Genomic DNA, 25,105 nt, shown 5'->3' with positions numbered 1-25,105 from the left:
AAATGAATAGGGATCAGCTTGCGGTTTCGCCGTTGTCGATGGTGATCGTGGTGCCGGTGATGTGGCGGCCATCGTCGCTGGCGAGGTAGAGCACCATGTTGGCGATATCGCTGGGCTGGCCCATGCCGTGGTTGCTCGCCTGATCGAGCCCGGCATGATCGGCGGGCAATTCGGCCAGCGCCTGCGCGGTCATCGGGGTGACGATGCCGCCCGGCGCGATGGCGTTCACGCGGATGCGGTTTTTCGCTTCCTGGCAATGGACCGCGATGGAGCGGGTCATGCCGATGATCCCGGCCTTGGCGGCGGTATAAGCCGGGATCGCGCTGATCCCCTTGAGGCCCGCGACCGAAGCCATGTTGATGATCGAACCCGATCCATCGCGGCTCATCAGCGGAAGTGCGGCGCGGCAGCCGAGGAACGTGCCGCCGAGCATGACATCGACTTGCAGGCGGAACTCTTCGTAGGACATCGCCTCGATATCGGCGAAGCGGACGAGGCCGGCGTTGTTGACCAGCGTGTCGAGCCTGCCGAAGCGGCTGACCGTCTCGGCCACGACTGCGCGCCAGCGGGCTTCATCGCGCACGTCCTGCTGGAGGAACAGCGCGCCGGGGATTTCGGCAGCGACCGCTTCGCCCAGATCAACGTTCATGTCGGTGATGACCACCTTCGCACCTTCGCGCGCCAGCACCCGCGCATCTTCCGCGCCGAGGCCCGAAGCCCCGCCGGTAATGAGCGCAACGCGCCCGTTCAACTTGCCCATGGTTGTCCTTTCAGGTCTGTGCGCTGCCGAGCGAGGCCCAGTGCGCGTAAACGGGATCGGCCTTGCCGAAGCAGCCCCAATTGGTCAGCGCGGCATAGAAGCCGCCGCGATCGAGCGTGGAGGGGTGCGAAGTGTTCCAGTCGCAGACGAAGGTGCGGCTGCGGATCAGCCACTTGCCGCCGCGCTTCACATAGCGGTCGATATAGCGGCCGCCGGTGGTGACGTCCTGCCCGTCCATCACCATATGGGCGAGGGCATAGTGCTCGCCGATGGCCTCGTCGCCGTGCACCTCGATCCATTCGTTGGCGACCGAGTGGAAGCACATCTGGAGCGCGCCTTCGACGAAATCGCAGATCGCGCGCGCGAATTCCGCGCCGCTGGCGTTGACCGCGCCGCTGACGACGACGGAGTCCTCGCTGAAGATCGCGGCGAGCAGCGCGCGGTCGGCCCGGTCCACGCCGCGGGCATATGCCATGCACAAGTCGTGGATTTCGGCGCGGGCCAAAGCATCGGCGAGGGCTGTTTCGGAGGGATGGGACATGGTCTGGCTTCCCGTTGCGTTTGCAGCGATTTCGGCGGCGTGGAAGGCGAGCAGCGCGCGGCCCGGATCGGCGGCCTGCTTGCCGCCCTGGGGCACGTAATGCGCAAGATCGAGGCTGCCATCGCCGCGCGCGGCGGTGCCCGTGCGGTTGGTATTGCCTTCGATCACATACTGGCGGTGCGTGATGCGCCATTCCCCGCCGCGCCGGGCGAGCGTGTCGAGATAGCGGCCCAGCACCATGCGCTGCGTCTCGGCATCTTCGACATGGGCGATGACGTAGGATTCGCTGATGGCCTCATTGCCGGACACCTTGATCCAGCTGTTGGACGTGCGGTGCGTGGATGGCGGTGCGGCCTTTTGCGCTTCGCCGAGAATGGCGACGAGCGTTTCGGCGGGGCCCGCAAAGAAGCCGTAATCCACCGTGGCACCGGGGTGATAGGCGCTGCCGAGGAGGGCGGCATCGCCCCGGTCGACGCCCCGGCTGTGAAGCGCGAGCGCGTTCAGGATGCCGTGGCGGGCGGCAAGATCATGGGGTGTCAGCATTCGGGTCTCCTCGAAAAAGTCCCCGACTGGCCGCTGCGTGTGAGGCAGGCCAGCCGGGGGCAGGGAGGAGGGGTCAGAACTTGTAGCCGGCGGTCACCCCGAACTGGCGCGGCGGCGCGTAGCCGACGAGGCCCATGTAGCCGGGCGAGTCGTAGACGGTTGAAATGTAACGCTTGTCGAGCAGGTTCTTGCCCCACAGGCCGATCGAGTAGCGGTCATCCGCGCCGGTGAAGGTCAGCAGCGCATCGAGGTAGTAGGTCGGCTGCACGCTGGAACGCGGGGTGTTGGTCACCGCCGTGTAGAACTTCTGCGCGGTGTAGAGCCAGCTCACGTCCGCCACGACTTTCGCGCCACCCGCCAGCTTGTAGGTGTAGTTCGCGCCGAGGGTGGAGGACCAGCGCGGGGCGTTCTGCAGATCGCGCCCGGCAAGCTGCGTGAACTTGGCGCTGACCGGATCGAAGTAGAGGAATTCCTTGTACTTCGCATCGAGGTAGGCGAGCGAGCCGCGCAGTGTCAGGCCTTCGACCGGGATCGCCTGCGCTTCGAGCTCGAAGCCCTTGATGCGCGAGGCGGCGGCATTGAGGATGCGGTTGCCCTGCACGTTGGTAGCCGGATCGAAATAGATCTGCGCCACCTGCATGTCGCGGTAGTTGGTGGTGAAGGCCGCGAGGTTCAGGCGCAGATGCCGGTCGAGGAAATCGGCCTTGAGGCCCACTTCGAAGGTATCGACCTTTTCCGGGTTGTAGGGCGTGTCGCCGTCCGCCGCCACGCCGATGCGGCCGGTGAAGCCGCCCGACTTGAAGCCGCGCGCCCAGCTGGCATAGACGAGCTGGCCCCGGCCAAGCTCGTAATCGAGGCCCAGCTTCCAGCCCACGTTGTCCCAGCTCTTCTTGCCGCCGACATCGAGGCTTCCGGGGAACTTGACGTCGAACTTGTCCCAGTTCTTCGAGGTGAGCGGCTTGCTGCCGAAGCCCAGATCGAGCGTGGAGCGCGCATCGATGCTGTCATGCGTAAAGCGCACGCCGGCGGAGAGCTTCAGGCCGTCGGCCAGCTTCGTGTAGCTCTGCACGAAGGCCGAGAACGACTTGGTGCCCTGATCCTGCACGTTGTACTGGATCAGGCCGGGCAGCGCGAAGTCCAGATGGTACATCTGGTAGTGGTGGTAATTGGTCTTGAGGAAGAACAGGCCCGCCACTGCGTTGAAGCTATCGCCCACGTTGAAGGCGCTGCGGATTTCCTGGCTGAACTGCCAGCCGTGGGTGCGGCGGCGGGTCGCGTTGTTGGTCTTCGCCGTGCCGTCCTGATCGGTATATTCAAACAGCGTGAAGTTCTTGTAGCCGGTGATCGCGGTGATATCGCCCAGCGGGGTGTTGTTGTACTGGATCGTCGCAATGCCGAAGCGGGTCGTCATGTTCGACTTGTCGGGCACTTCGTTGTTGCCCGAGAAGTACTCGTCCGGTGCCTTGCACGGCGCGTTCGGCACGGCGCAGGGGCTGGTGTACATCGGCAGGACCGCGCCGTTCCAGAACGTGCCTGCGGGCACATAGTTCGCCTCGCCCGGAAGGCCGCCATTGACCACCACCGGAGCGCCATTGCGCGCGCCGACATATTCGCCCTGCAGCGTGATCTTTACATCGGAATTGGGGGTGAACATCAGCTGGCCGCGCACCGCGTTCACGTTCTTGCGGCCCATGTCCTCGCCGTTCCACACGTTCGTGACCCAACCCTTGCGCTGCGTGTGGATGCCCGAAACCTTGAGGCTGAGCTTGTCCCTGACGATGGGCGCCTCGATCGAGCCGTTGATGTCGAAGCGGTCCCAGTTGCCATATGTCGCGCGGACTTCGCCGCCGAATTCGCCGGTGGGCTGGTTGGTGACCACGTTGACCACGCCGCCGGTGGTGTTCGCGCCGAACAGCGTGCCCTGCGGACCGCGCAGGATCTCGACCCGGCCGGTGTCATAGGTATCGAGCAGCGCGCCCATCGAGAAGAACTGGGGCACGCCATCGACCACGATCGACACGGTGTTGCCGGCATAGGGATCTGGCTCGATCACGCCGATGCCGCGGATCGTGAACACCGCGTTGTTGGGGGTGTTGGCGAAGTTGTCGATCTGGACATTGGGCACCGTGCCCTGCAGCGCCTGCAGCGTCGTGACGTTGTAGGCCTTCAGCGTTTCGCCGCCCACGGCCGCGATCGAGATCGGCACCGACTGAATGTTTTCCGCCTTCTTCTGCGCGGTGACGACGATTTCCTGAATGCCGGTGTCGGCCTCGCCAGCGGGGGCGGCTTCCCGCGCGAAGGCGGGGCTTGCGCTCAGCGCCAGCAGCGAAAGGCCCGCCAGCAAGCGCGGTGCGGTGTTCGTCTTCATATGTCCTACTCCCCTCTCGCCGGTGTACCCGGCTTGGCTAGTGGCAGGCTGGCAGGACATCGCTTCGGCGCGATTCGTCATTAACCGGCACTGGTGCCTGTTTTATGCCGGGTTCAGGGGAGCGCCGAACCTGAAACTTTGGTCAGGGGGAAAACATGCGATACGGGGTCAATATTGACGGGAAATGTGCCATCAAGGTGCCCAGATGACGGGCGAAGGCCAGATAATGGGCGAAAGGACGCCAGTGACCGGATCGACAATGAAGACGCGCATGCTCCATGCGATGCTGCCTGCCGGGTTGGGGGAAGAGCCCGTGCGCTGGCAGCAGCAGAAGAGCGCGCGCACGCGGCTCAGGCTGGTGGAGGCGGCGATCGATTGCCTGGTCGAGGGCGGCTATGCGGGCCTTACCACGCAGGCCGTGGCGGAGCGCACCGGCGCCTCGCGCGGTTCGATGCACCACCATTTCCCGACCCGCATGGATCTCGTCGAAGCGGTTGTCGAACACGTGTTCTATCAGCGCATGCGGCTGTTTCTAGACGATTATCTGTCGAACCTCGCGCGCAGTTCCGAAGCCGAGATGCTGGAGATTGCGAGCGCCGCGCACTGGCGCAGCGTGCACTCGCGCGAGTATTCGGCTTATCTCGAACTGGCCGTCGCGGCCCGCACCGATACGGAGCTCGACCAGTTCTTCGGCCCTGTCGCGCGGCGGTATGACGACGTGTGGATCGCCGAGATGATCGAATCCTTCCCGCAATGGCGCGACCAGTGGGAGCAGATGAAACTGGCGAGCGATCTCGTCAGCACCGTGCACATGGGCATGCTGCTGCAACACCCGGTCTATGGCGATGCCCGCACCGAGCGGATTCACAATCTGACCAATGAGGTCCTGCGCCTGATTTATGCCAACAAGGTTGGCGTCTAGAAAACCGGCGATGGTGCCGGAAATACCCGCCTTTGTACCAGTAGTCGGCCCCCGGTTCCCCCGGACATGATGCTCCAGCCCCGGTGCCCGGCCGGGCGGAGGAAAAGCCCATGCCCTTTACCGGCCCCGCCGAAGACCGCCTCGCTATCCGCGAATTGATGGACACCCATGCCCACGGCGTGATGACGCGCGACCCCGAACTGTGGGGTTCGATCTGGGCGGAGGACGCCTATTGGGAACTGCCCGAATATCCCGATCTGGGCGGGTTCGACGGCAAGACGGCCATCGTCGCGGCGTGGTCGGAATCGATGAAGCACTACGGCCTTGCGGGCTGCACCAAGCCGATGCTCTATTTCATGCAGCCCGGCTCGATCGAAGTGGAGGGGGATCACGCGAAGGCGGTCGCCTATACCATCGAGCTTTACGACGATCCCGAAACCGGCGCGCGGGTGCACACCACCGGGCGCTATGACGATGAACTGCGGAAGATCGGCGGGCAATGGAAATTCACCCGGCGCGCCTACCGGATCGTCTTCGCGCACTGAACAGGAAGGTCAGCTCTTCTGCGGCATGTCCGAAACGTGCCGCTCCACGCGGAAGGTGCGGATGCGGGAGCGGTCGAACAACCGCTCCTCGTCCTCGGTGATCAGGCGCCGAGTATCGGCATCGGCCATCGCGGCGAAGCATTCGGCCATGGCCGCCTCATCCGGAAATTCGATTTCCATCACGACGTCGGCATCGAAGTCCATGTCCGCGCCGTCGAGCGGGTGGAGGTGCTTGCGTTCGTACCGGATCGCCCAGGGGCCGAGCACCTTCTCGCCGATCCGGCGGTGGTGGGTTTCGTAATAGGCGATGAAATCGGACTTGGTCATATCCGCGCGGCGCTTGAGCAGGGTCAGCACGGTTATGCTCATCATCAGTCCTCCGCTTGCAGCACCGGTTCGGGTATCTCGGTATCGTCCTGAAGATACCAATCGAGCCATTCATGAAAATACTGGTTTCCGGGTTCGTTGCGGCCGAACAGGAACTCGTCGTGCGCGCCGGACTGGAGGCCCTGCTGCACGTCCATGCCGATGAGGTAGTCCTCGGTGTAAGTCACGTCGCGGAAGAAGTTCATCGCCGCCTCGGCCTGCTCCCGGTCGGCCTCGTCGCGGATCGGTTCGCGCCGCAGGTAGGTGAGCACGGTGCGGTTGCGATCTGGTGTCGGCCCGGGAAACAACTGCGCGACTTGCGTGATTTCGGGCGCGATGAACATCGAGACGTTGGGAAACAGGATCCGCGCGAAATCGAAGCCGTTGTTTTCCTGCGCGCCCCATTCCTCACGCGGAACGGCTGGCAGCGTTTCGACGATGCGGTGCTGGGGAAAACCGATGCGCATGTGCGGCCCGAAAGCTTCGTAATGCGCGCAGTTCGAAGGGGTGCGCGGATAGATCGTCTGCGGGTGGAGCGAGGCGAAGTGGTAGCCTTCGAGATAGCCGTCGATGGCCACCTTCCAGTTGGCGCCTTCGATCACGCGGTTGCCCAGATAGGTCCAGTCTGCGAGGCCGAGGCCTTCGAAATCCTCCAGATAGCCGCGCGTGAAATCCTCGATATCCATCGGCGCGCCGGGGGTGAGCGAGACGAAGATCATCCCCGCGCGTTCGGCGGCGGGCAGTTCGCGCAAGGCGAGGTCGGCCTTGTCGACCGTGCCGAACTTGCTGGCTTCGGAAACGCCGATCAGGCGGCCATCCGGCCCGAAGGTCCAGCCGTGGTACTTGCAGGTGAAGCGCGGACAATTGCCGTGGCCTTCGCCCGCCACCGGCGCGCCGCGATGCGGGCAGACGTTGAGGAAGGCGCGCACGGTGCCTGCCTTGTCGCGATTGATCAGCACCGGCAGGCCGATCACGTCCATCGCCTTGTAATCGCCGGGTTTTGGTAGTTCCGCCGTGAACGCCAGCATCAGCGGCAGGCGGCGGAACACCAGTTCCATCTCGGCCTTCCACTGGTCGGGATCGGTATAGCTGCGCGCCGGCACGCGCTTCACCGCGCTGGTCAGGAAAGTCTGCTTCTGCTCGACATAGCCGCGCATCTTCGCGGCTGCCGCACCGATCCGCTCGTTTCGATTCATGGGCTTGGGGTCCTCAATGGATGGGGCTTTCGGACGGGCCGGGCGGCGTGTCTGGCAGGCAGACCTCGATCTGGCCGTCCGTCACGCGCACGGGAAATGCGCGCAAGTCCGGATAGGCGCCGCCGAGGCACTTGCCGCTGCCGACATCGAAGCGCGCGCCGTGGAGCGGGCACATGATCGCCCCGCGGCGCACGCGCCCGCCCGAAAGCAGCGCGGCCTGATGCGTGCAGCGATCGTTCACCGCGCAGTAGGTGCCGCTATCATCACGCACGGCCAGCACGTGCCAGCCGGCAATCCGTGCGGCGAGCTTGCCCTCGGCGGGGAAGGCGGTTTCGGCGATCAGGGGGTGCCAGCTTTCGCTCACGGCGGCAGGGTTCCTTCGGTCGGCAGGCGCGCGCGCCCGCGGCCTTGTTCGGTTTGCCTATCCGATCAGGATTGGCTCTGCGGCTGGCCAAAGGGCTAGGTCATGAGCAATCACCGGATGTGCAACGTATGTTGCATAAAGGGGCTGACGCGCTTATGCCAGTGTTCTTGTCCATCGGGAGAGTTCGGCGATGAACTTGGTGACCACACGCCAGCCGGAGGCTGCACTTGCGCCCGGCGCACGCACTATCCTTGAACACCATGCGGCTGCCTTGCTGCGCCATACCGCCGAGCAGACCTTTCCGCTGGCGGACGAGGTCATGGCGCTGGACGCTGCGCATTATACCTGCCCGGACCGGTTCGCGCAGGAAAAGCAGCGTATCTTCAAGCGGGTGCCGCTAGTTCTTGCCGCATCGTGCGAAGTGCCGGGGCCGGGCGACTACAAGACGTTGGAGGTGGCGGGCATTTCGATCCTGCTTGTGCGGGATCGGCATGGCGCGGTCCATGCGCTGCTCAACAGCTGCACGCATCGCGGCGCGGCAGTGGCGAGCGGTTGCGGCGCGGCGGCGCGGTTTACCTGCCCCTATCACGGCTGGACCTTTGCGCAGGACGGCGCGCTCATCGGCATTGCCAGCGCCGCCGATTTCGGCGCGGTGGACAAGGCGGCGCTGGCGATGAAGCGCTTTCCGGTGGCGGAGCGGGCAGGGCTGGTCTGGGCGATCCTCGATCCTGCCAGTCCGCACGATCCGGGCGATCTGCTGGGCGGGATCGATGATCTGATCGCAGGCTTCGGGCTGGAAAGCTGGACTCATGCCGGCACGCGCGTCCTGCATGGCCCCAACTGGAAGCTGGCGTTCGATGCGCACCTTGAATTCTATCACGTGCCCGTCCTGCACCGCGAAACGTTCGGCCCGGACCGCAGCAACCGCGCGTTCTATTTCGCGCAGGGGGCCCACCAGCGGGTGATCGCGCCGCAGAGCCGCCCCGGCATGGCATCGCGCGACGATCTCTATGCGCTGGGCCGCGTGCCCGGCGCGGACGAGCCCGTCGATCCGCTGCTGATGGGCGAATGGATCCTGTTTCCGGGCGTTTCGATCAACACGTTCTATCCCAATGGACAGCGCGGGGTGCTGCTCTCGGTGGTCGTTCCGGGGGCAGAAGTGGGCACTTCGACAACCACGCAGACTTTCCTTGCCGAGACCGCGCCGGACGAGGTAACGCGGGGAATGATGGACGATCTCGGCGCGTTCCTGGCGCATGTCGTGGGCGATGAGGACTTGCCGACGTCTGCCTTCCAGCAGCAGGTGTTTGGCACCGGGCTGGTCGGTGACGTGCGCTTTGGCCGCAATGAGGGTGGCCTCCAGCACTTCCACGGCTGGCTGGACCGCCTGATCGCGGCCGGGGACACCGATCTCCCCGCGCTCCTTTCCGCATCATGCCTGCCGCGATAGACCACGCCGCGCGGCGCATTGCTTTGGCGGAAGTGGCCGCCGATCTCGTCGCGGCGGGCGGCGCGGATGCGGCGACGGTGCGGGCAGTGGCCGAGGCGGCGGGGTTCAGCACCAAGTCGGTCACGCACTATTTCGCCGACAAGCGCGCACTGATGCTGCTGACTTATCGCCATGCGGCGCTGAGTTCGGCGGCGCGCACCGCTGCCTCGCAGCCTGCGGAAGGCGCGGATGTCGCCGCGCTGCTGCACGCACTGCTACCGACCGAACCGGGTGCCCTGCGCAATTGGCGGGTGTGGTTCTCGTTCTGGGGGCTGGCGATGGCGGACCCCGAATATGCCGCCGAACAGCGGGACCGGATGCGTGAATTCACCAGCCGGATCGCCGATAGCCTCGCGCAGGATCCGGCCTGCGCCCATGTCGCGGCGGCGGAGCGCCCGGCCACCGCCAGCGCCTTGTTCGCGGCGCTGGTGGGGATCGCGACGCAGGCGATCTTCGATCCCGCCGCATGGCCCGCCGCGCGGCAGGCCGAAGCGATCGACTTGGCACTGGCGCGGATGGTGGGCCGCGCAGGCTGAACCCCGCGCCGCCGCGCCGCCATCAAACCGTGATCAGCAGATCCTGATGGACGAGGCCCGGGTGAACGCCATCGCCCAGAATGGCCACCAGCACGGCCCCCGCCGCGCCGGTGCCGTCGCTGTCGTAGAACAGCTTGCCCGAAGCCGGATCGTAGATCACCCGGTCAGTGCTGTCGTGCGCCGCATGCGCGCCGGTCGCGCTGTAGAAGGCGTCCGCACCCAGCATGCCGGTCTGGGCGGAACCGCCGAACACATTGCGCGAGAAGCGCAGCACATCGTGCTCGGTGTGTGAGAAATCGGCGATCCGATCTGCCTCGGCGTTGCTGGCCGGGAAGTGGTTGAACACGAAGGTATCCCGGCCTGTCCCGCCGACGAGAACGTCATGCCCCGCGCCGCCCGCCAGCGCATCATCGCCGCCGCCGCCGATCAGCCGATCGTTGCCATCGCCGCCGCGCAGCAGGTTGCCGGCGCTGTTGCCGAAGAGGTGATTGTCCAGCGCGTTGCCGGTGCCGCCGATCGCCGCCGATCCCGTCAGGACGAGACGTTCGACATCATCATCGAGCACGAAGCTGACTGAAGCGCGCACGGTATCGGTGCCTTCGCCTGCCTTTTCGTGGGTGTGATCGAGTGCGTTGTCGACGATGTAGACGTCGTTGCCTACGCCCCCTTCCATGTGATCTACGCCTGCGCCGCCATCGAGCCGGTCGTTGCCTGCCTGGCCGAACAGGTCATCGTTACCTTCGCGGCCCTTGAGCACATCATCACCGACCGCGCCCAACAGGAAGTCTGCCTGCGCCGTGCCGGAGATCGTCTCGTGGAGCACGTCATCGACCACGACGCGAATGACCTTCGACGCGGTATCACTGCCGTTCGAGACCGCGACCCTCACGACATAGACGTTGTCCCCATTGGCATCGAACGGGTTTTCATGATCGGGCGCAGCGCGAAAGCGCAGCGTGCCGGTGGCGGCATCAATGCGAAACAGGGCGGCGTCCGCGCCGCCTGCAATCCGGTAGGAGAGGACATGCAGCGGGTCTGCATCATAGGCCGCGATGGTCGCGGTGCTGCGGCCGTTCTCGGCCACATGAAACCCGCCGAGATTGGCCGGATCCACCATGAAGACCGGCGCGGACCCGGCGTTCAGCAGCACCTGTCCCCGGATGTCGGCAGCATTATTGAGCGCCGCGCCGCTGCGGGGGCCGCGATCCTCCCACAGCGCGATCACGCCGGAACTGCCCAGGGTGGCCAGCGCCGCATTGCTCTGGTTGCCTTCGATGGCGGTGTTGATCAGCCGCTCCTCGCCAGTTGCCGCGCCTGCCGCATCGAACGCGCGCGCCTTGATCGCGGTGCCCTCGATATCGCCGAGCGTCGCGCTACGATCGGTCCATGCCGCGATGAACCCGCCATCAGCCAGCGCGGCAAGGCTTGGCGCGGTCTGGTCTCCGGCCGTTTCGGCGTTGAGCCGCAGCTGGCTGCCGCTGCGTGCGCCGTCAGCCCCGAAGATCTGCGCCGCAATGCTGGATCCTGCTGCGTCACCGTGCGTGCCGCTGCGATCTTCCCACGCTACCACCAGTCCGCCGCCAGCCAGCGCAACCAGCGCCGGAAGCATCTGGTTGCCGGCCGCCGCTGTGTTGACCAGCGTTTCGCTGCCGACCGGCGTCCCGTTCCCCGCGAACAGCTGGAGCTTGATGCTTGCTCCGTCGGCATCGCCGAGCGTGCCGCTGGCATCCTGCCACGCAACGGCAAAGCCGCCGCCGGCAAGGCGCGCCATGACTGGGGCCGACTGGTTCCCCGCCGTCTGGCTGTTGACGAGGATTTCCCCGCCCAGCTTGCCTGCGTGTGCATCGAAAACTTGCGCACGCACCGCAAGGCCGCTGGGGTCTGCCGCAGAAGACCCAGCATCGTTCCAAGAAACGGCAAAGCCACCGCCATTCAGCGCGCAGACTTGCGGCAGGAACTGGTCACCGTTCACACTGGAGTTAACGACGAATTCGCCGCCGATCTTCGCGCCGTCTGGCCCCAGCAACTGGCCCCTGATGCTCGCGCCGAAGGTATCGCCCGGTCCGCGGCTGAGATCCTGCCAGATGACCACGAACCCGCCGCCGTCGAGCAGCGCCACGCTCGGCCAGCCCTGGCTCTTGGCCGTCTGGGTGTTGATCAGGAACGGCTCGCCGATCTGTGTCCCGTCGATCCGCACCAGCTGGCCTTTGACACTGGTGCCGCCCGAATCCCCCTGCGTTCCGCTCCAGTCCTGCCACACGGCAAGGCCATAGCCGCCATCACCCCAGGCCACGGCCGGATTGATCTGGTCGAAGGCGGTGATTGCGCTGATATCGAATTCAGTGCCGGCGAGTTGCAGGTTCACGGGATTGTCCTGGAGGGTGTGACGGGGATCAGGCAGGGGGGGAGGGCGGATCAGACGAGGACGAAGTCCGCCGCCGTCAACGCCGTCTGATTGGCGATCTGCGCGATGAGTACTGCGGCCCCCGTGCCCGAACCATCCGCATCGAACAGCAGCGCGCCGGTGAAGTGATCATAGATGATCCGGTCATCGGCCTGCAGCGCCTGGTTGCCGATCGCGAAGGCGGCGGCGCTCAGCGGCTGGCCTGCCGTGCCGAGCCCCGGCAGCAGGGTGGCAGAGAGCTGGATCTTGTCCAGTTCGATGCTGGCAAAATCGGCGATCACCACCGGCTGCGCATTGGCAGCACCTGCGGCCAGCACGAACACATCCGCGCCGAGACCACCGGCCAGAATGTCGGCCCCGCCGCCGCTGATCAGACGGTCCGCGCCTGCGCCGCCCAGCAGCGTGTTGGCGTTGGCATCGCCGGTCAGCACGTCGGCGCCCGCGCCGCCGATCACGTTCTCGATCAGCGAAAGGGTGTCGCTCCCCGCGCCGCCGGTGGCGAGACCGGTGACGAGGTTGACCGTCACCGCCATGGTCGCGGTCTCGAAGCTCGCGGTGTCGATCCCCGCGCCGCCGGCGAGCTTGTCGTTGCCAAGGCCGCCGAGCAGGAGATCGTCGCCGAGGCCGCCGTTCAGCACGTCGTTCGCCGCCCCGCCGCTAAGGAAGTTGGCGTTGGCATCGCCGGTCAGCGTATCTGCACCGGCCCCGCCGACGGCATTCTCGATGCCGATCAGCTTGTCCGTACCGGAACCGCCCGTGGCCGTGCCGGTGGCAAGGTTGACCACAACAGCCTTCGTGGCGCTGGCATAGACTGCCGCATCGATCCCCGCGCCGCCATCGAGCGTATCGTTGCCCGCCTCGCCGCTCAGCGTGTCATCACCCGCACCGCCGGTGATGATATTGGCGGCCGCATTGCCAACGAGCACGTTGGCAGCAGCGTTGCCGGTGCCGTTGATCGCGGCGGTGCCGGAAAGGGTGAGGTTCTCGGTGCCCGCGCCAAGCGTCCACGTGACACTGGCCTGCACGAGATCGATGCCGTCGCCGCCGTTTTCGTTCAGCACGTCGGTGGCGCTGGTGACGATATAGGTGTCGTTGCCGAGGCCGCCCATCATGGTGTTGGTGCCCGCGCCGCCGTTCAGCGTGTCGTTGCCCAATCCGCCGATCAGCGTGTCGTTGCCCGCAGCGCCCACCAGCGTGTCGTTGCCGGCAAGGCCGACAAGCCGGTTGGCATTCGCATCACCCGTCAGGCTGTCGTTGCCTGCGCTCCCAGTCACGTTTTCGATCCCGGTGAGGATATCTGCCCCCGTCTGCGTGCTTGTCGATACGCCCAGCGCAAGGTTGACCGTGGCCGCCGCTGTGGTCGCGGAAAGATCATACGTGTCGATCTCGGTGCCGCCATTGTAGCTGTCGTTGCCATCGGTGGCAGCCGCAACGAAGCGGTCGGCTCCGGCCTGGCCCTTCACGGTGTCAGCCCCGGCACCGCCATTGAGCGTGTCGGCTCCGGCGCTGCCGGTGAGGGTGTCGTTGCCGGCAAGGCCGCTCACGGTTCCGGATGCGGCCAGCGTCAGCTTGTCTGCCGCCGCCGTGCCGGTGAGCTGGGTCTGCGCCGCACCGCTGAGCGCCAGCGTGGCGCTGCCTGCGGCCGAGGCGATGCCGTCGCTTACCTGATAGCTCAGCGTCACGTTCGCCGGTGCGCCGGGCACGGCATAGTAGATCCACGTGCCGTCGCCCTGATCGACGAGCTGGCCTGAACTGGCGGTCAGCCCGGTCACGCTCAGCACCGCGCCGTGATCGATGTCGGTCGCGTTTGCCAGCAACTCTGCCGCAGTGATCAGGCGCGCGCCGGTGAATTGGCTGGCAATGGCCACAGCCCCGGCCACCACCGGCGCATCGTTCACGCCGACCACGTCGATGGTCACGGCGTGCGTGGTCCCGTCGATTTCGGAGATGGTGACGACGTCGCTGACATGCTCGCCTTGCGCCAGCGCATCTGCGGCGGCGTTGGTCGTGTAGCTCCATTCACCGTTGTTGTCCGAAGGCATCGCCATGCCGTCGGGCATCACGAGGTTGCCCGCCATGGTCAGCGTGCCGACCCCGGCCGTGCCGGTGAACGATCCGGCCACGAAGCCCTGCTTCATCGGATCGAGGCGGCCGATTTCGATGAGCCCCGTGGCGGCGGCACCGTTTTCGACCATCCTGCCGCTGAGATCGCCGCCAAGGCCGATGACCTTGATCGGGCGCATCATGTCGTGATCTTCGTGGCTCAGGATGTGGCAGTGCCACACATAATCGCCGGGCCGATCGAACGTGGCGATCACCTTGATGCCCTGGCCGGGCGCGAGCCACACGGTGTCCTGCGGGCCCATGTCGGTTGATTCCAGCGGCAGTGCTGCGCCGAAATCGTTGTTGTAGTTCGCCTCGCCGCGCAGGATCACGCCGTCGTTGTTGGTGTCGCCCGCGCCCGTTCCGTCGTTCTCGGTCAGCATGTAGCGACCGAGCACCTGGAATTCGACCTGATGCAGGTGGATCGGGTGCGCGTCGGCGGTCACGTTGTAGAATTCCCAGACCTCGGTGACCGGGCCGGTCCCGCCGGTCAGGTTCACGATCTCGGTCGCCGGGGTCATGTAGCCGAGCCCGCCAGCCGCGACAGCATTGCCGTACTGATCGACGGTGTTTTCAGCCGTGCCGACCAGCGGCATGATCCGGCCGAACTCGTCCGCATATTCGAACAGGCCGACCTTCTTCGTCGCGGTGGCGGAGGATTCCAGAATCGGCGTGAAGCCGGGGTTGAGCACGGTATCGGCCGTCAGCGTGGTGTGGAACGCAGGCAGCGCCGCGTCGACGCGGAATTCCATGATCTGGCCGACCGGATCGGCGATCGTTGCCTGCACTGCGCCGCCGGCAAGGCTACCATCGGGGTTGAAACCCTTGAACGGTTCATAGGCGGCGCTGGTGTTGAGCAAGTGGACTGCCGAACCGGCAGCCACGTTGTCGAAATTGAACATCAGCTGGTAGCGGTCGGCCGGGGCGAACACGAACTGCTCGCCCGCTTCCTGGATGCCGTCGCCGTCCATCAGCACGACGGGCTTGTCCAACAGCCCGCCGTCGACACCGAGCAGGGTCACCTTGACGTTGGGATCATCGAGCTGGAGCACATACATGCGCGAATCCGAGGCATTGAGCATCTCGAATTCGACATCGCCCTTGGCCACGTTGACATGCGGCCAGGCTACATTGTTGACGAGGATGACGTTGCCGTAGAACTCGGGCACGGCGGTGGGGAACTGCCCGCCCAGCGTCGCATAATCCGGCGGCAGCACGGCATCGACGGTATCCGTCGTGCCCGGCAGCACATCTCCGCCGCCAGCGGGGTAATAGAGCTCGCCGGTGTTGGTGAAGGCCTTGTCGGCCACGAACAGCGTGGTGTCATTCGCGCCGAGCACTGCGGGGAGAACGCCCATCTCGACCAGCCGTGCGTGGTTCATGTCGGTCAGCTGGTAGCCGCCTGCAAGCCCGGCGTAGACGTTGAGCCGGGTCAGACCCATCGTGTGATCGTGATACCAGATCAGCGAACCCTGCTGCGAATTGTCGTAGCGATAAGTCGTGCTCTCGCCGGGCACCGTGACGAAGTTCGGAAAGCCGTCATAGATCGCAGCGGTGTGGCCGCCATGCAAGTGCGCGACGAGCTGCGGCAGGAACGTGTTAGCGGCGGAATTCGGACCCATCGCCATGAGCAGCGTGGGATCGACCGGCAGGATGTGCGGCCCAGCGGGCAGGCCATTGCTCCAGACCACCGAGATCGGGGTGTTGCTTTGGGCAAGGATGGTCGGGTTGTAGACCGGAGTCGTGGTTGGCTGGCCGGTGAGGGCGTCGACCGGTTCACCCGTCACGGGATCGACCAGTTCATAGACCCACATCGTGGTGGACGCACCGAAGCCGAGGCCGACGTCGAGCTGGGTCTGCACGGCCTTGAGGCCGAAGCGTCCACCGGCAAGGGCCGAGACGACAGTCGGATTGGGCAAAGTGTTAATGAAGTCGAGCGGCGATGTCTGTTCGAAAAACGTGCTCATTTTCGGCCCCCTAGGGTAAAACCAAAGAAGGCCGCAAAAACTTTAGTGAATATATTTAAGAATATAAACCAAAAATGCAGCCGACTAACGTTAACGTTTTGACACAATTCATTTACCGTATCAATACGCACCTAGCGCTAGATTTTGTTATGATCGTTTACGTAGATGTAGTTATAAAATGCGCAATCTGTCCTATCTTGGGACATTTCTTTTTCGCTGCATTGGTGCTGATCACTTCGACATATGTCGCTGTTCGGCGGCGTCAGCGGTGGCGCCGGGTTAACGCGATATTTTCACCCCCACAGTGGCTGCGGATTGCGGCGAATCGCAACTATTTCAGAACCTTGATGAGGACGCGGAAGGGAAGCCGGCTCCGCTCAGGGCCGGGTGAACCGAATCACCTTGCCGAAAGCGGCGGCAGAAGCGGGATCGTATCCGCTGCGATCTGCACGCGGGCCAGTGCGAGAGGGGCGGGGCGGTGTGAGGCGATCAGCAGGCCGATACCGTTTGCGGTAATCCACGCCTCTAGAGCGGCGACCAGCGCGGCCTCGGTCGCGGTGTCGAGCCCCTCGCTCGGTTCATCCAGCAGCAGCCACGCCCGCCGTGCCAGTAAGGCGCGGGCAATCGCAAGCCGCTTGCGCTCTCCGCCCGAGAGAATGCCGCCATCTTCGCCGAGCACGGTATCCAGCCCTTGCGGCATGCGTGCGATGCGGTCCCACAGTTGCGCCGTGCGCAGCGCTTCTTCCATTGCGGCGGCATCGATGCCGGGGCGGGCAAGGCGCAAGTTGTCGGCCACGCTGCCGGCAATCAGCATCGGCTCCTGCGGGGCGAGCGCGATTTGCGCGCGGATCTGCGCGGCAGGCAGCGATGCCAGCGTGGTATCGCCAAGGGAGAGGTCATGGGCCGGTGCGCGCAGGCCCGCCAGCGCCTCGATCACGCGCGTCTTGCCCGAACCGGATGGCCCGATCAGCGCGATGCGGCTGCCTGGTGCATGGCGCGCCGTACCAAGCGCGATGGATAGCGGCGCGGCTTGCAGAGGGGCCGCGGCCTCAGGCGGGGAGAGGGTGAGCAGCACGCGCAGCCGCTCGGTGCCTTCTGCCACCGCCGCCTCGCGCGCGGCGGAGCGGGCGATCACGGCCACGGCTTCGATGGTGGCGGTGGCCGCCAGCACCGCCAGCGCGGTCAGCGGCGCGGCGGCCGTGCTGGTGAGCAGGGTGGCCGCCGCCGCGAGCCCCGTGCCGATGATCAGCAGGCCGCCGCTTGCCGCCTCGATCCGCGCCAGCTGGCGCTGTGCGGCATCGAGCCGGTCCGCTTCGGCCTGTAACAGCGCGCTCACGCGGGGGGCGAGGCCATAGGTGATGATCTCGCTGCGGGCGGCGGCGTAGTCCACCAGCATCTGGCGCAGCTCTGCCGTGGCCGCCGCTGCCGCCGCGGCGGGCGCGGCGCTGAGGCGCTGCGGGAGCAGGGCGAGCGCGGCCAGCAGCAGCGCGAGAAGCGCGGCCAGCAGCAGCGCGGCCTGCCATCCGGCCAGCGCCACCGCGCCAAGGCCCACGAGCATGGTGAGAGCCGCCGCCGGCATGCCCGGGCGGCGGACCACGAGATCTTCGAGCGCGGCGATATCGCCGATCAGCCGCGCGCTGGCATCGCCGCCCGAAAGATCGGGCGCGGTGCGGCCATCGGCGTGGGCAAGCCGCGTGAACAGCGCGCTGCGCAGGTCCGCCAGCGCGTGCAGCGCGGCTTCGTGGCTCCACAGCCGTTCGCCATAGCGCGCAGCGGTGCGGACCACGGCAAGTCCCCGGATCGCGGCGCTGGGGATGAGATAGTTGAACGCGGCAATGGCCGCAGCGCCGCTCGCCCCGGCCAGCGCGGCGGCGGTGAGGAACCAGCCCGAGAGCGCGAGGAGCACGAGCCCGCCCGCGCCCGCGGCGAACGCCGCGAGGAAGCCCAGCGTGATCCGATTTCGCACGGAGGAGGGCAGCGGCACGGGGAAGCGAAATCCGATCACAGCGCGATTACCGTGTCTGCCACTGCGGCAAGGCGTTCATCATGCGTGGCGACGATGACCGCGCGGCGGCGCGCTTCGGCGACCAGCAGCGCGATGATCCGTTCGGCGCTCGGCGCATCGAGATCGGCGGTCGGCTCGTCCGCCAGCAGCAGCGGCCGATCAGCGATAAGCGCGCGCGCAAGGCCGAGCCGCCGCCGTTCGCCGCCCGAAAGCCATGCGCCGTGGTGGTCGATTGCCGTGGCAAGGCCCTCTGCCCGGCTGGCAACGAGCGCATCGAGCCCAGCGGCTTGCACGGCTTCGGCCACAGCCTGATCGCTCGTATCGGGGCGGCCAAGGCGCAAGTTGTCCTCCAGCGTGGTGGGCAGGAGCAGCGGCACTTGCCCGGCCCAGGCGATGGCGGCAGCGGGCAAGGTCTCGATCACGCCCTCGCTCGGCGCGACTTGCCCGGCGATGGCGGCAAGCAGGCTCGTCTTTCCGCTGCCGGTCGGCCCGGTGATGCAGACAAGGCCGTGCGAACCGAGTTCGAGATCGACCGGCCCGATGCGGTGCCCCGGCCATTCTACCACTGCGCCGCGCAGTGAAAGCGCGCCAAAAATGCCGGAAATGTCTTGTAATTCGGGCACTTCGGCCAGCGCCTTCTCCGCAGCCTCACCGAGCTGCTTTTCGTGATAGGCGGCGGCAAGGCGGCGCATCGGCAGATAGAATTCGGGTGCCATCACCAGCACGAAGAAGGCCGCGCGGTAATCAAGCTGTTCGGGCGCGGGGAAGGGCAGGATGCCGAGCAGGCTGAACCCGCAATAGACCGCGACGAGCGCGACGCTGAGCGCGGCGAAAAACTCGAGGATTGCGCTGGAGAGGAATGCCGCGCGCAGCACCGCGATAGTGCGCGCCGCCACGTCCTGCGCCGCATCGCCCGCGGCCCGCGCGATGCGGTCTTCAGCGGCGAAATGGCGGATGATCGGCAAGTGGCGCAGCCGGTCGACATAGAGCGCCGAAAGCGCAGTGATCGCGGCCATTTGCCGGTCTGCCGCGTGGCGCGCTGCGCCGCCCGCCAGGATCATCCCGATGATGAAGGGAACCAGCGTGGCCAGCAGGATCAGCGCGGCAACGCGGCTTTCCAGCGCGACCACAAGAGCCACGAGGACCGGGCCGAGCGAGGCGGCCTTGCGCACCGGCGCGAACCGCGCGGCGCGGGCTTGCTCTGCGGCGACGTGATCTATGCCCAGCGTTGCAGTGGCACCCAGCGCGGGCGCGGTTGGCCCGGCGATGCCGAAGAGGCGGGGATAGAGCGCGGCACGGCGCACGCGGGCGAGCGCGCGGCCTTCATCGAAGCCGAGCACGGCAGCGCCGCACTGGCTGGCGAACCGCATGAGGCCGCCCAGCACCATCAGCACGGCCCCGCCGAGCACCGCAGACGCCCCGCGGCTCCCGCCGTCCAGCGCGGCATCCAGCGCCATGGCAAGGCCCCAGGCGAAGACCGCTGCACCGGCAATGTCGGAAGTCCAGGCCATGCCTGCTGCTTTGGCTATGCGCATGATCGAGGATCGTTTATCGGGAGGCCGACGCAAGCGCGAGACTCAGCGGCGCGGCGCAGCCCCAGCCTTGAAAGGGCATGAGCGATGGACATGGCAGTGGTGGAACTTTCCCGGCTGCAGTTCGCATTGACCGCGCTGTACCATTTCCTGTTCGTGCCGCTCACGCTCGGCTTGTCGTTCATTCTGGTCATCATGGAAAGTGTCTATGTGATGACCGACCGCCCGATCTGGCGGGATATCACCCGTTTCTGGGGCAAACTGTTCGGCATCAACTTCGTGCTTGGGGTCGCGACGGGCCTGACGATGGAGTTCGAGTTCGGCACGAACTGGTCCTACTACTCGCATTATGTCGGCGACATTTTCGGCGCGCCGCTGGCGATCGAGGGGCTGATGGCCTTCTTCCTCGAGGCGACGTTCGTGGGGCTGATGTTCTTCGGCTGGGACAAGCTGAGCGCGCGCCAGCACTTGTTTGCCACGTTCATGGTCGCGCTGGGGTCCAACTTCTCGGCGCTGTGGATTCTGATTGCCAACGGCTGGATGCAGCACCCGGTGGGCGCGGCGTTCAATCCGCTGACAATGCGCATGGAAGTGACAAGCTTCTACGATGTCGTGTTCAATCCGGTGGCGCAGGCCAAGTTTGTCCACACCGTCAGCGCAGGCTATGCCGCGGCGAGCGTGTTCGTGCTGGGCGTCTCCTCTTGGTATCTCCTCAAGGGGCGGCATCTGGAACTGGCGAAGCGCAGCTTTGCCGTGGCTGCCGCGTTCGGCCTTGCCTCGGCGCTGTCGGTGGTCGTGCTGGGGGACGAGAGCGGCTATACGCTGACCGACAACCAGAAGATGAAGCTCGCGGCGGTGGAGGCCGAATGGCACACCGAGCCTGCGCCTGCCGGGATCGCGGTGTTCGGCCTGCCTTCGAGCACGGGGCGCGAGACGCTCTACGAGGTGAAGATTCCTTATGTCCTCGGCATTATCGGCACGCGCAGCCTGACCGGGCAAGTCGAGGGGATCTACCCGCTCGTCGCCCACGCGCGCACGCGCATCGAGCATGGCATCATCGCCTATGATGCGGTGGAGAAGCTGAAGGCGAACCCGAAGGACTTGGCCGCCCGCGCGCAGTTCGAGACCGCGAAGGATGATCTCGGCTATGCCATGCTGCTGAAGCGCTTTGTGGCGGACCCGCGCAAGGCAGACGCGGCGGCACTCGACAAGGCGGCGTGGTCCACCGTGCCCAATGTGCCCGCGCTGTTCTGGATGTTCCGCGGCATGGCCGGGCTGGGCTTCCTGTTCATCGGCTTTTTCGCGACTGCGCTGCTGCTCGCCAACACGCGGCGGTTCGATGCCAAGTGGTTCCTGCGCGGCGCGGTGCTGATGATCCCGCTGCCGTGGATTGGCATCGAACTGGGCTGGATGGTGGCCGAAATCGGGCGGCAGCCGTGGGCAGTCGATGGCGTGCTGCCGACATTCCTTGGCGCATCGAGCCTGACGACGGCGCAGATATGGACGACGATTGCGGGCTTCACGCTGCTCTACAGCGTGCTGGCCGTGATCGAGGTGCGGCTGATGCTGGCCGCGATCCGCAAGGGACCGGAAGGCTACACCCCGTGGCAGCCGCGCCGCGATGCCGTGCCGCCGCCCGCTACGCCGACCTCGCCGCACAGCGTCCCCGCAGAATGAAGGAGCGCCGCGATGGCCCTGCCGCTTGATTACGAGACTTTGCGGCTGATCTGGTGGGCGCTGATCGGTGTGTTGCTGATCGGCTTTGCACTCACCGACGGGTTCGATCTGGGCGCGATGGCGCTGCTGCCGTTCGTGGCACGCAATGATCTGGAACGCCGCATGGTGATCAACACCGTGAGCGCAACCTGGGAAGGCAACCAGGTGTGGTTCATCCTTGGCGGCGGGGCGATCTTTGCGGCTTGGCCTTATGTCTATGCGGTCAGCTTTTCGGGCTTCTACCTTGCGATGTTCCTCGTGCTGGCGGCGCTGATCCTGCGGCCAGTGGGGTTCAAGTATCGCTCGAAGCATGCGGACCCGGCGTGGCGCGCGCGGTGGGACTGGGCGCTGTTTACGGGCGGACTGGTCCCGGCGCTGGTGTTTGGCGTGGCGGTGGGCAACGTGCTGCTGGGCGCGCCATTCCGTCTCGATGGCGATTTGCGCGCGTTCTATGAAGGCACGCTGCTCGGCCTGTTTACCCCGTTCAGCCTGCTGGCGGGGCTGCTTTCCGTGGCGATGCTGGTGCTGCACGGTGCAGGCTGGCTGGCGATGAAGCTGGAGCCGGGGCCGGTGCAGCACCGCGCGCGGCACTATGGCAGTGCGGCGGCAGTGGCGACATTTCTTCTCTTCGCAGCTGGCGGAGCGTTTGTCGCTTGGGGCGGGCTGGGCTTCCGCATGGCGGAAGTGGTGGATACCGCCGGTCCCTCCAATCCGCATCTGGCGCGCGCGGTGGCGGCACCGGGTGCGTGGCTGGGCAACTTTGCGGCCCATCACTGGATGATCGCCGCGCCGATTATCGGTCTGTTCGGCCCGTTTGTCGCGCTTGCGGGCCTGCGCACGCGGCGCGATCTGGTTGCCTTTGCCGGTTCGGCGCTGGCGGTGCTGGGGGTCATTGCCACAGTGGGGCTGGCGATGTTCCCGTTCATCCTGCCGAGCGCGATTGATCCCGCCTCCAGCCTCACGGTGTGGAATGCCTCGTCCAGCCACCTCACGCTGTTCATCATGCTGGTGGTGGTGGTGGTGTTCCTGCCGATCGTGCTGGCCTACACGACCTGGGCCTACCGGGTGATGTTTGGCCGGATCACGGGCGATGAAGTGCGCCTCAACCCTGACATGTATTGAAAGGAACCGGGCCTGATGTGGTATTTTGCGTGGATACTCGGCCTTGGCCTTGCTGTCAGTGTGGCGATCCTCAACGGTATCTGGCACGAGTTCCATTCTGATCCGGCCAGCGACCGCACCGTGCACGATTGAGTGCGGCCCGGTGTCTGGCTTTCAACAAGGGAAGCCTGATGCGCGCGGTCTGGTACGAGACGATTGGTTCTGCTGTTGACGTCCTGCGGTTTGGCGAAATGGAAACGCCGCAGCCGGAGCCGGGCGAAGTGCGCGTTCGCCTCCATGCATCGGGCGTCAATCCTTCGGACGTGAAGACCCGGATCGGCGCGCGCGCGCCGATCGCCTTTCCGCGCGTGATCCCCCATTCCGACGGCGCGGGTGAAATCGACGCGGTGGGTGCGGGCGTTTCGGCGGCCCGTATCGGGGAGCGCGTGTGGGTGTGGAACGCGGCGTGGCGGCGGCCCTTCGGCACGTGCGCGGAGTACATCTGCCTGCCCGAAGTGCAGGCGGTGCGCTTGCCGCAGAATACCAGCTTTGAGGCCGGGGCCTGCCTTGGCATTCCGGCATCGACCGCGTGCCATGCGGTGTTTGCCGATGGCGACGTGACCGGGCAGACCGTGCTCGTTACGGGCGGCGCAGGCGCGGTGGGGCACTATGCCATCCAGCTCGCGCGCTGGGGCGGCGCGCGGGTGATCACCACGGTGAGCGGGCCGGAAAAGGCGCGCGCGGCCGAAGCGGCGGGCGCTCATGCCGTGATCAACTACCGCGACGGCGGTGTGGCCGCGGCGATCCTTGCGGCCAATCAGGGCAAGCCGGTGGACCGCGTGGTCGAGGTGGAATTTGGCGGCAATTTGCCCGTTACGATGGCGGTGCTGGGCGAAGGCGGCGCAATTGCGGCCTATGGTTCGATGGGCGATACCGAGCCGAAGCTGCCGTTTTATCCGCTGATGCTGCGGCATACCACGCTGCGCATGTTGCTGGTTTATCTGCTTTCGCAGCGCGACCGCGCCGATGTTGTCGCGCGTCTGACGGCTGCGGTGGAGGCAGGGGCCTTGCAGCACGCCATTGCCGCGCGGTTCGATCTGGCCGAGACGGTGCAGGCGCATGAGGCGGTGGAATCGGGCACGCTCATCGGCAATGCGGTGATCAGCATCGGATGACTTTGCCGATTGACGGGTGGGCGGCCAATCGCCCACTCTCATCGCAAGATACAGGGCAAGGGAAGCAGATGGCGGCCGAAGAGCAGCAATTCGAACAGTTCGCCGGCCATCCCAAGGGTGTCTACTACCTCGCCTTCACTGAAATGTGGGAGCGCTTCTCGTTCTACGGGATGTCGGCGCTGCTCACGCTCTACATGGTAAAGGAACTGCTGCCGCTTCACGGCGGGCAAGTGATCGGGCTGGCCGCGTTGCGCCATGGGCTGAGCTTCAATGGCGCGATGAGCGATGTGGCTTTCGCGTCGATCATCTATGGCTGGTATGCGGGGCTGGTCTACTTCACGCCGATCATCGGCGGCTGGGTGGCCGACCGGCTGCTTGGCCCCAAGAAGACCGTGCTGATCGGCGTGCTGTTCATGGCCGCAGGGCACGCGGCGATGTCGTTCTACGAGACGTTCGTGCTCGCGCTGGCGCTGCTCATCGTGGGTTCGGGCTTCCTCAAGGGCAATATCTCGGCGCAAGTCGGCACGCTCTACCCGCGCGAGGATGAATCGCGCCGTTCGCAGGGCTACACGGTGTTTGCGACTGGCATCAACATCGGCGCGGCCAGCGGCCCGGTGGTGACCGGCCTGATCGCCGCGATCTGGGGTTTCCACGCTGGGTTCGCGGTGGCTGCGGTGCTGATGCTGGTGGCCATGGTAGGCTACATCATGGGCCAGCGCCATTTGCCCGATTTCAAGCCTGTTGGCGCAGCGCGCGAAAAGGCGCCGCCGCTGACCGCTGCGGAGCGCCGCCGCGTCGCCGTGCTGATCTTCGTCATCGCGCTGACGTTCCCGGCCGAGATCACCTATCCGATGGTGTGGAGCATCGGCATCCTGTGGGTCGACCAATGGGTCAATCTCGCCACGCCGCTGGGCACCGTGCCGTCCAGCTGGTTTGCGGGCATGGATTCGTTCGGCTCGATCCTCGCCGCGCCGATCCTCGTTGCGCTGTGGAGCTGGCAGGCGCAGCGCGGGCAGGAACCGGCCAACGTCACCAAGCAGGGCATCGGCACGGCCATCGTCTCCTTCGCGGCGCTGCTGTTCGCCTTTGCCAACTTCGGCGTGACGGAGCAGCACAGCGTCGGCGCATTCTGGGCCATTGCGGGCTGGCTGATCATGGGGCTGGGCTGGATGTACTACTGGCCGACCACGATGGCGATCGTGAGCAAGGCCGCGCCGCCGCGGGTTGCCTCGACGCTGATGGGCGTCGCGTTCCTCTCGCCGTTTGCCGCGCATGTCACGGCAGGCTGGGTCGGCAGCTATTTCGACACGATGAGCCCGTCGCTGTTCTGGACGATGGACGCGGCCATTGGCGTGGTCGGCGCGGCGGTGATCCTGCTGCTCAGAAAGCCGCTGATCCGCGAGCTGGACGGGCCGGTGGACGCGCGGGGCTAGCGCCTGCTCTTTCCCGTCGCCCCGTGCTCGACACGGGGC

At 66.0% G+C, this 25,105-nt stretch carries 19 protein-coding genes; 9 read left to right on the top strand and 10 right to left on the bottom strand.

What is annotated here, in order from left to right; translation table 11 throughout:
- Window positions 1-13: 13 nt before the first annotated feature.
- The 3 genes from CFE35_RS08465 to CFE35_RS08455 all read right to left on the bottom strand — a co-directional run bounded on the left by CFE35_RS08465 (window position 14) and on the right by CFE35_RS08455 (window position 4,212).
- Window positions 14-760, bottom strand: a complete 747-nt coding sequence (locus tag CFE35_RS08465) for an SDR family oxidoreductase (RefSeq protein WP_292929989.1) — start codon at window positions 758-760, stop codon at window positions 14-16.
- Window positions 761-770: 10 nt separating this feature from the next.
- Window positions 771-1,844 carry a nuclear transport factor 2 family protein gene (locus CFE35_RS08460; RefSeq protein WP_292929987.1) on the bottom strand — a complete coding sequence of 358 codons (1,074 nt, stop codon included), beginning with the start codon at window positions 1,842-1,844 and terminating at the stop codon, window positions 771-773.
- 73 nt (window positions 1,845-1,917) lie between these two features.
- Complete coding sequence (locus CFE35_RS08455; RefSeq protein WP_292929985.1) at window positions 1,918-4,212, bottom strand: TonB-dependent receptor; 2,295 nt, start codon at window positions 4,210-4,212, stop codon at window positions 1,918-1,920.
- A gap of 259 nt (window positions 4,213-4,471) precedes the next feature.
- Between CFE35_RS08455 and CFE35_RS08450 the strand changes: the two genes are divergently transcribed.
- The gene (locus CFE35_RS08450; RefSeq protein ID WP_292929983.1) at window positions 4,472-5,134 is read left to right on the top strand and encodes a TetR/AcrR family transcriptional regulator; all 663 of its coding nucleotides are present in this window, start codon (window positions 4,472-4,474) and stop codon (window positions 5,132-5,134) included.
- Between the two features lie 110 nt (window positions 5,135-5,244).
- Window positions 5,245-5,679, top strand: a complete 435-nt coding sequence (locus CFE35_RS08445; protein ID WP_292929981.1) for a nuclear transport factor 2 family protein — start codon at window positions 5,245-5,247, stop codon at window positions 5,677-5,679.
- A 9-nt stretch (window positions 5,680-5,688) separates the two neighbouring features.
- Here the strand turns inward: CFE35_RS08445 and CFE35_RS08440 are convergent, their stop codons facing one another.
- The 3 genes from CFE35_RS08440 to CFE35_RS08430 are packed head-to-tail and all read right to left on the bottom strand — an operon-like array spanning window position 5,689 to window position 7,605.
- Window positions 5,689-6,048, bottom strand: a complete 360-nt coding sequence (locus CFE35_RS08440) for an EthD domain-containing protein (protein WP_292929979.1) — start codon at window positions 6,046-6,048, stop codon at window positions 5,689-5,691.
- A gap of 2 nt (window positions 6,049-6,050) precedes the next feature.
- On the bottom strand, window positions 6,051-7,241 hold the full coding sequence (locus CFE35_RS08435) for an SRPBCC family protein (RefSeq protein ID WP_292929977.1): 1,191 nt from the start codon (window positions 7,239-7,241) through the stop codon (window positions 6,051-6,053).
- Window positions 7,242-7,254: 13 nt separating this feature from the next.
- Window positions 7,255-7,605: a Rieske (2Fe-2S) protein gene (locus tag CFE35_RS08430; RefSeq protein WP_292929975.1), complete on the bottom strand. Its 351-nt coding sequence runs from the start codon at window positions 7,603-7,605 to the stop codon at window positions 7,255-7,257.
- 190 nt (window positions 7,606-7,795) lie between these two features.
- Between CFE35_RS08430 and CFE35_RS08425 the strand changes: the two genes are divergently transcribed.
- Both CFE35_RS08425 and CFE35_RS08420 read left to right on the top strand, forming a co-directional pair.
- Window positions 7,796-9,055, top strand: a complete 1,260-nt coding sequence (locus CFE35_RS08425) for an aromatic ring-hydroxylating dioxygenase subunit alpha (RefSeq protein ID WP_292929973.1) — start codon at window positions 7,796-7,798, stop codon at window positions 9,053-9,055.
- A complete protein-coding gene (locus CFE35_RS08420) occupies window positions 9,040-9,630 on the top strand; it encodes a TetR/AcrR family transcriptional regulator (RefSeq protein WP_292929971.1) in 591 nt (196 codons plus the stop codon). The genes CFE35_RS08425 and CFE35_RS08420 overlap by 16 nt, the downstream gene beginning before the upstream one ends.
- A 22-nt stretch (window positions 9,631-9,652) precedes the next feature.
- On the opposite strand, the gene CFE35_RS08415 is transcribed toward CFE35_RS08420, so the two are convergent.
- From CFE35_RS08415 to CFE35_RS08400, 4 genes are all read right to left on the bottom strand, one after another.
- Complete coding sequence (locus CFE35_RS08415) at window positions 9,653-11,995, bottom strand: hypothetical protein (RefSeq protein ID WP_292929969.1); 2,343 nt, start codon at window positions 11,993-11,995, stop codon at window positions 9,653-9,655.
- A gap of 50 nt (window positions 11,996-12,045) precedes the next feature.
- Window positions 12,046-16,104: a cadherin-like domain-containing protein gene (locus CFE35_RS08410; RefSeq protein ID WP_292929967.1), complete on the bottom strand. Its 4,059-nt coding sequence runs from the start codon at window positions 16,102-16,104 to the stop codon at window positions 12,046-12,048.
- A gap of 397 nt (window positions 16,105-16,501) precedes the next feature.
- Complete coding sequence (locus CFE35_RS08405; RefSeq protein WP_292929965.1) at window positions 16,502-18,070, bottom strand: ATP-binding cassette domain-containing protein; 1,569 nt, start codon at window positions 18,068-18,070, stop codon at window positions 16,502-16,504.
- A 35-nt stretch (window positions 18,071-18,105) separates the two neighbouring features.
- Entirely contained in the window at window positions 18,106-19,620 is a 1,515-nt protein-coding gene (locus tag CFE35_RS08400) for an ATP-binding cassette domain-containing protein (protein WP_292929963.1), read from the bottom strand.
- 108 nt (window positions 19,621-19,728) lie between these two features.
- Between CFE35_RS08400 and CFE35_RS08395 the strand changes: the two genes are divergently transcribed.
- The 5 genes from CFE35_RS08395 (at window position 19,729) to CFE35_RS08375 (ending at window position 25,066) form a co-directional block, all read left to right on the top strand.
- Window positions 19,729-21,318, top strand: a complete 1,590-nt coding sequence (locus CFE35_RS08395; RefSeq protein ID WP_292929961.1) for a cytochrome ubiquinol oxidase subunit I — start codon at window positions 19,729-19,731, stop codon at window positions 21,316-21,318.
- Between the two features lie 12 nt (window positions 21,319-21,330).
- Window positions 21,331-22,479, top strand: coding sequence for a cytochrome d ubiquinol oxidase subunit II (gene cydB / locus CFE35_RS08390; RefSeq protein ID WP_292929960.1), 1,149 nt, complete (start codon window positions 21,331-21,333; stop codon window positions 22,477-22,479).
- A gap of 15 nt (window positions 22,480-22,494) precedes the next feature.
- Window positions 22,495-22,611: a cytochrome bd-I oxidase subunit CydX gene (gene cydX, locus CFE35_RS08385; protein ID WP_292929958.1), complete on the top strand. Its 117-nt coding sequence runs from the start codon at window positions 22,495-22,497 to the stop codon at window positions 22,609-22,611.
- Window positions 22,612-22,649: 38 nt separating this feature from the next.
- Complete coding sequence (locus tag CFE35_RS08380) at window positions 22,650-23,633, top strand: NADPH:quinone reductase (protein WP_292929956.1); 984 nt, start codon at window positions 22,650-22,652, stop codon at window positions 23,631-23,633.
- A 68-nt stretch (window positions 23,634-23,701) separates the two neighbouring features.
- Window positions 23,702-25,066 carry a peptide MFS transporter gene (locus CFE35_RS08375; protein WP_292929954.1) on the top strand — a complete coding sequence of 455 codons (1,365 nt, stop codon included), beginning with the start codon at window positions 23,702-23,704 and terminating at the stop codon, window positions 25,064-25,066.
- The last annotated feature ends 39 nt before the right edge of the window (window positions 25,067-25,105 follow it).

This window comes from Novosphingobium sp. PASSN1, assembly GCF_002278815.1.
This window is presented reverse-complemented; position numbering and strand designations above follow the sequence as displayed.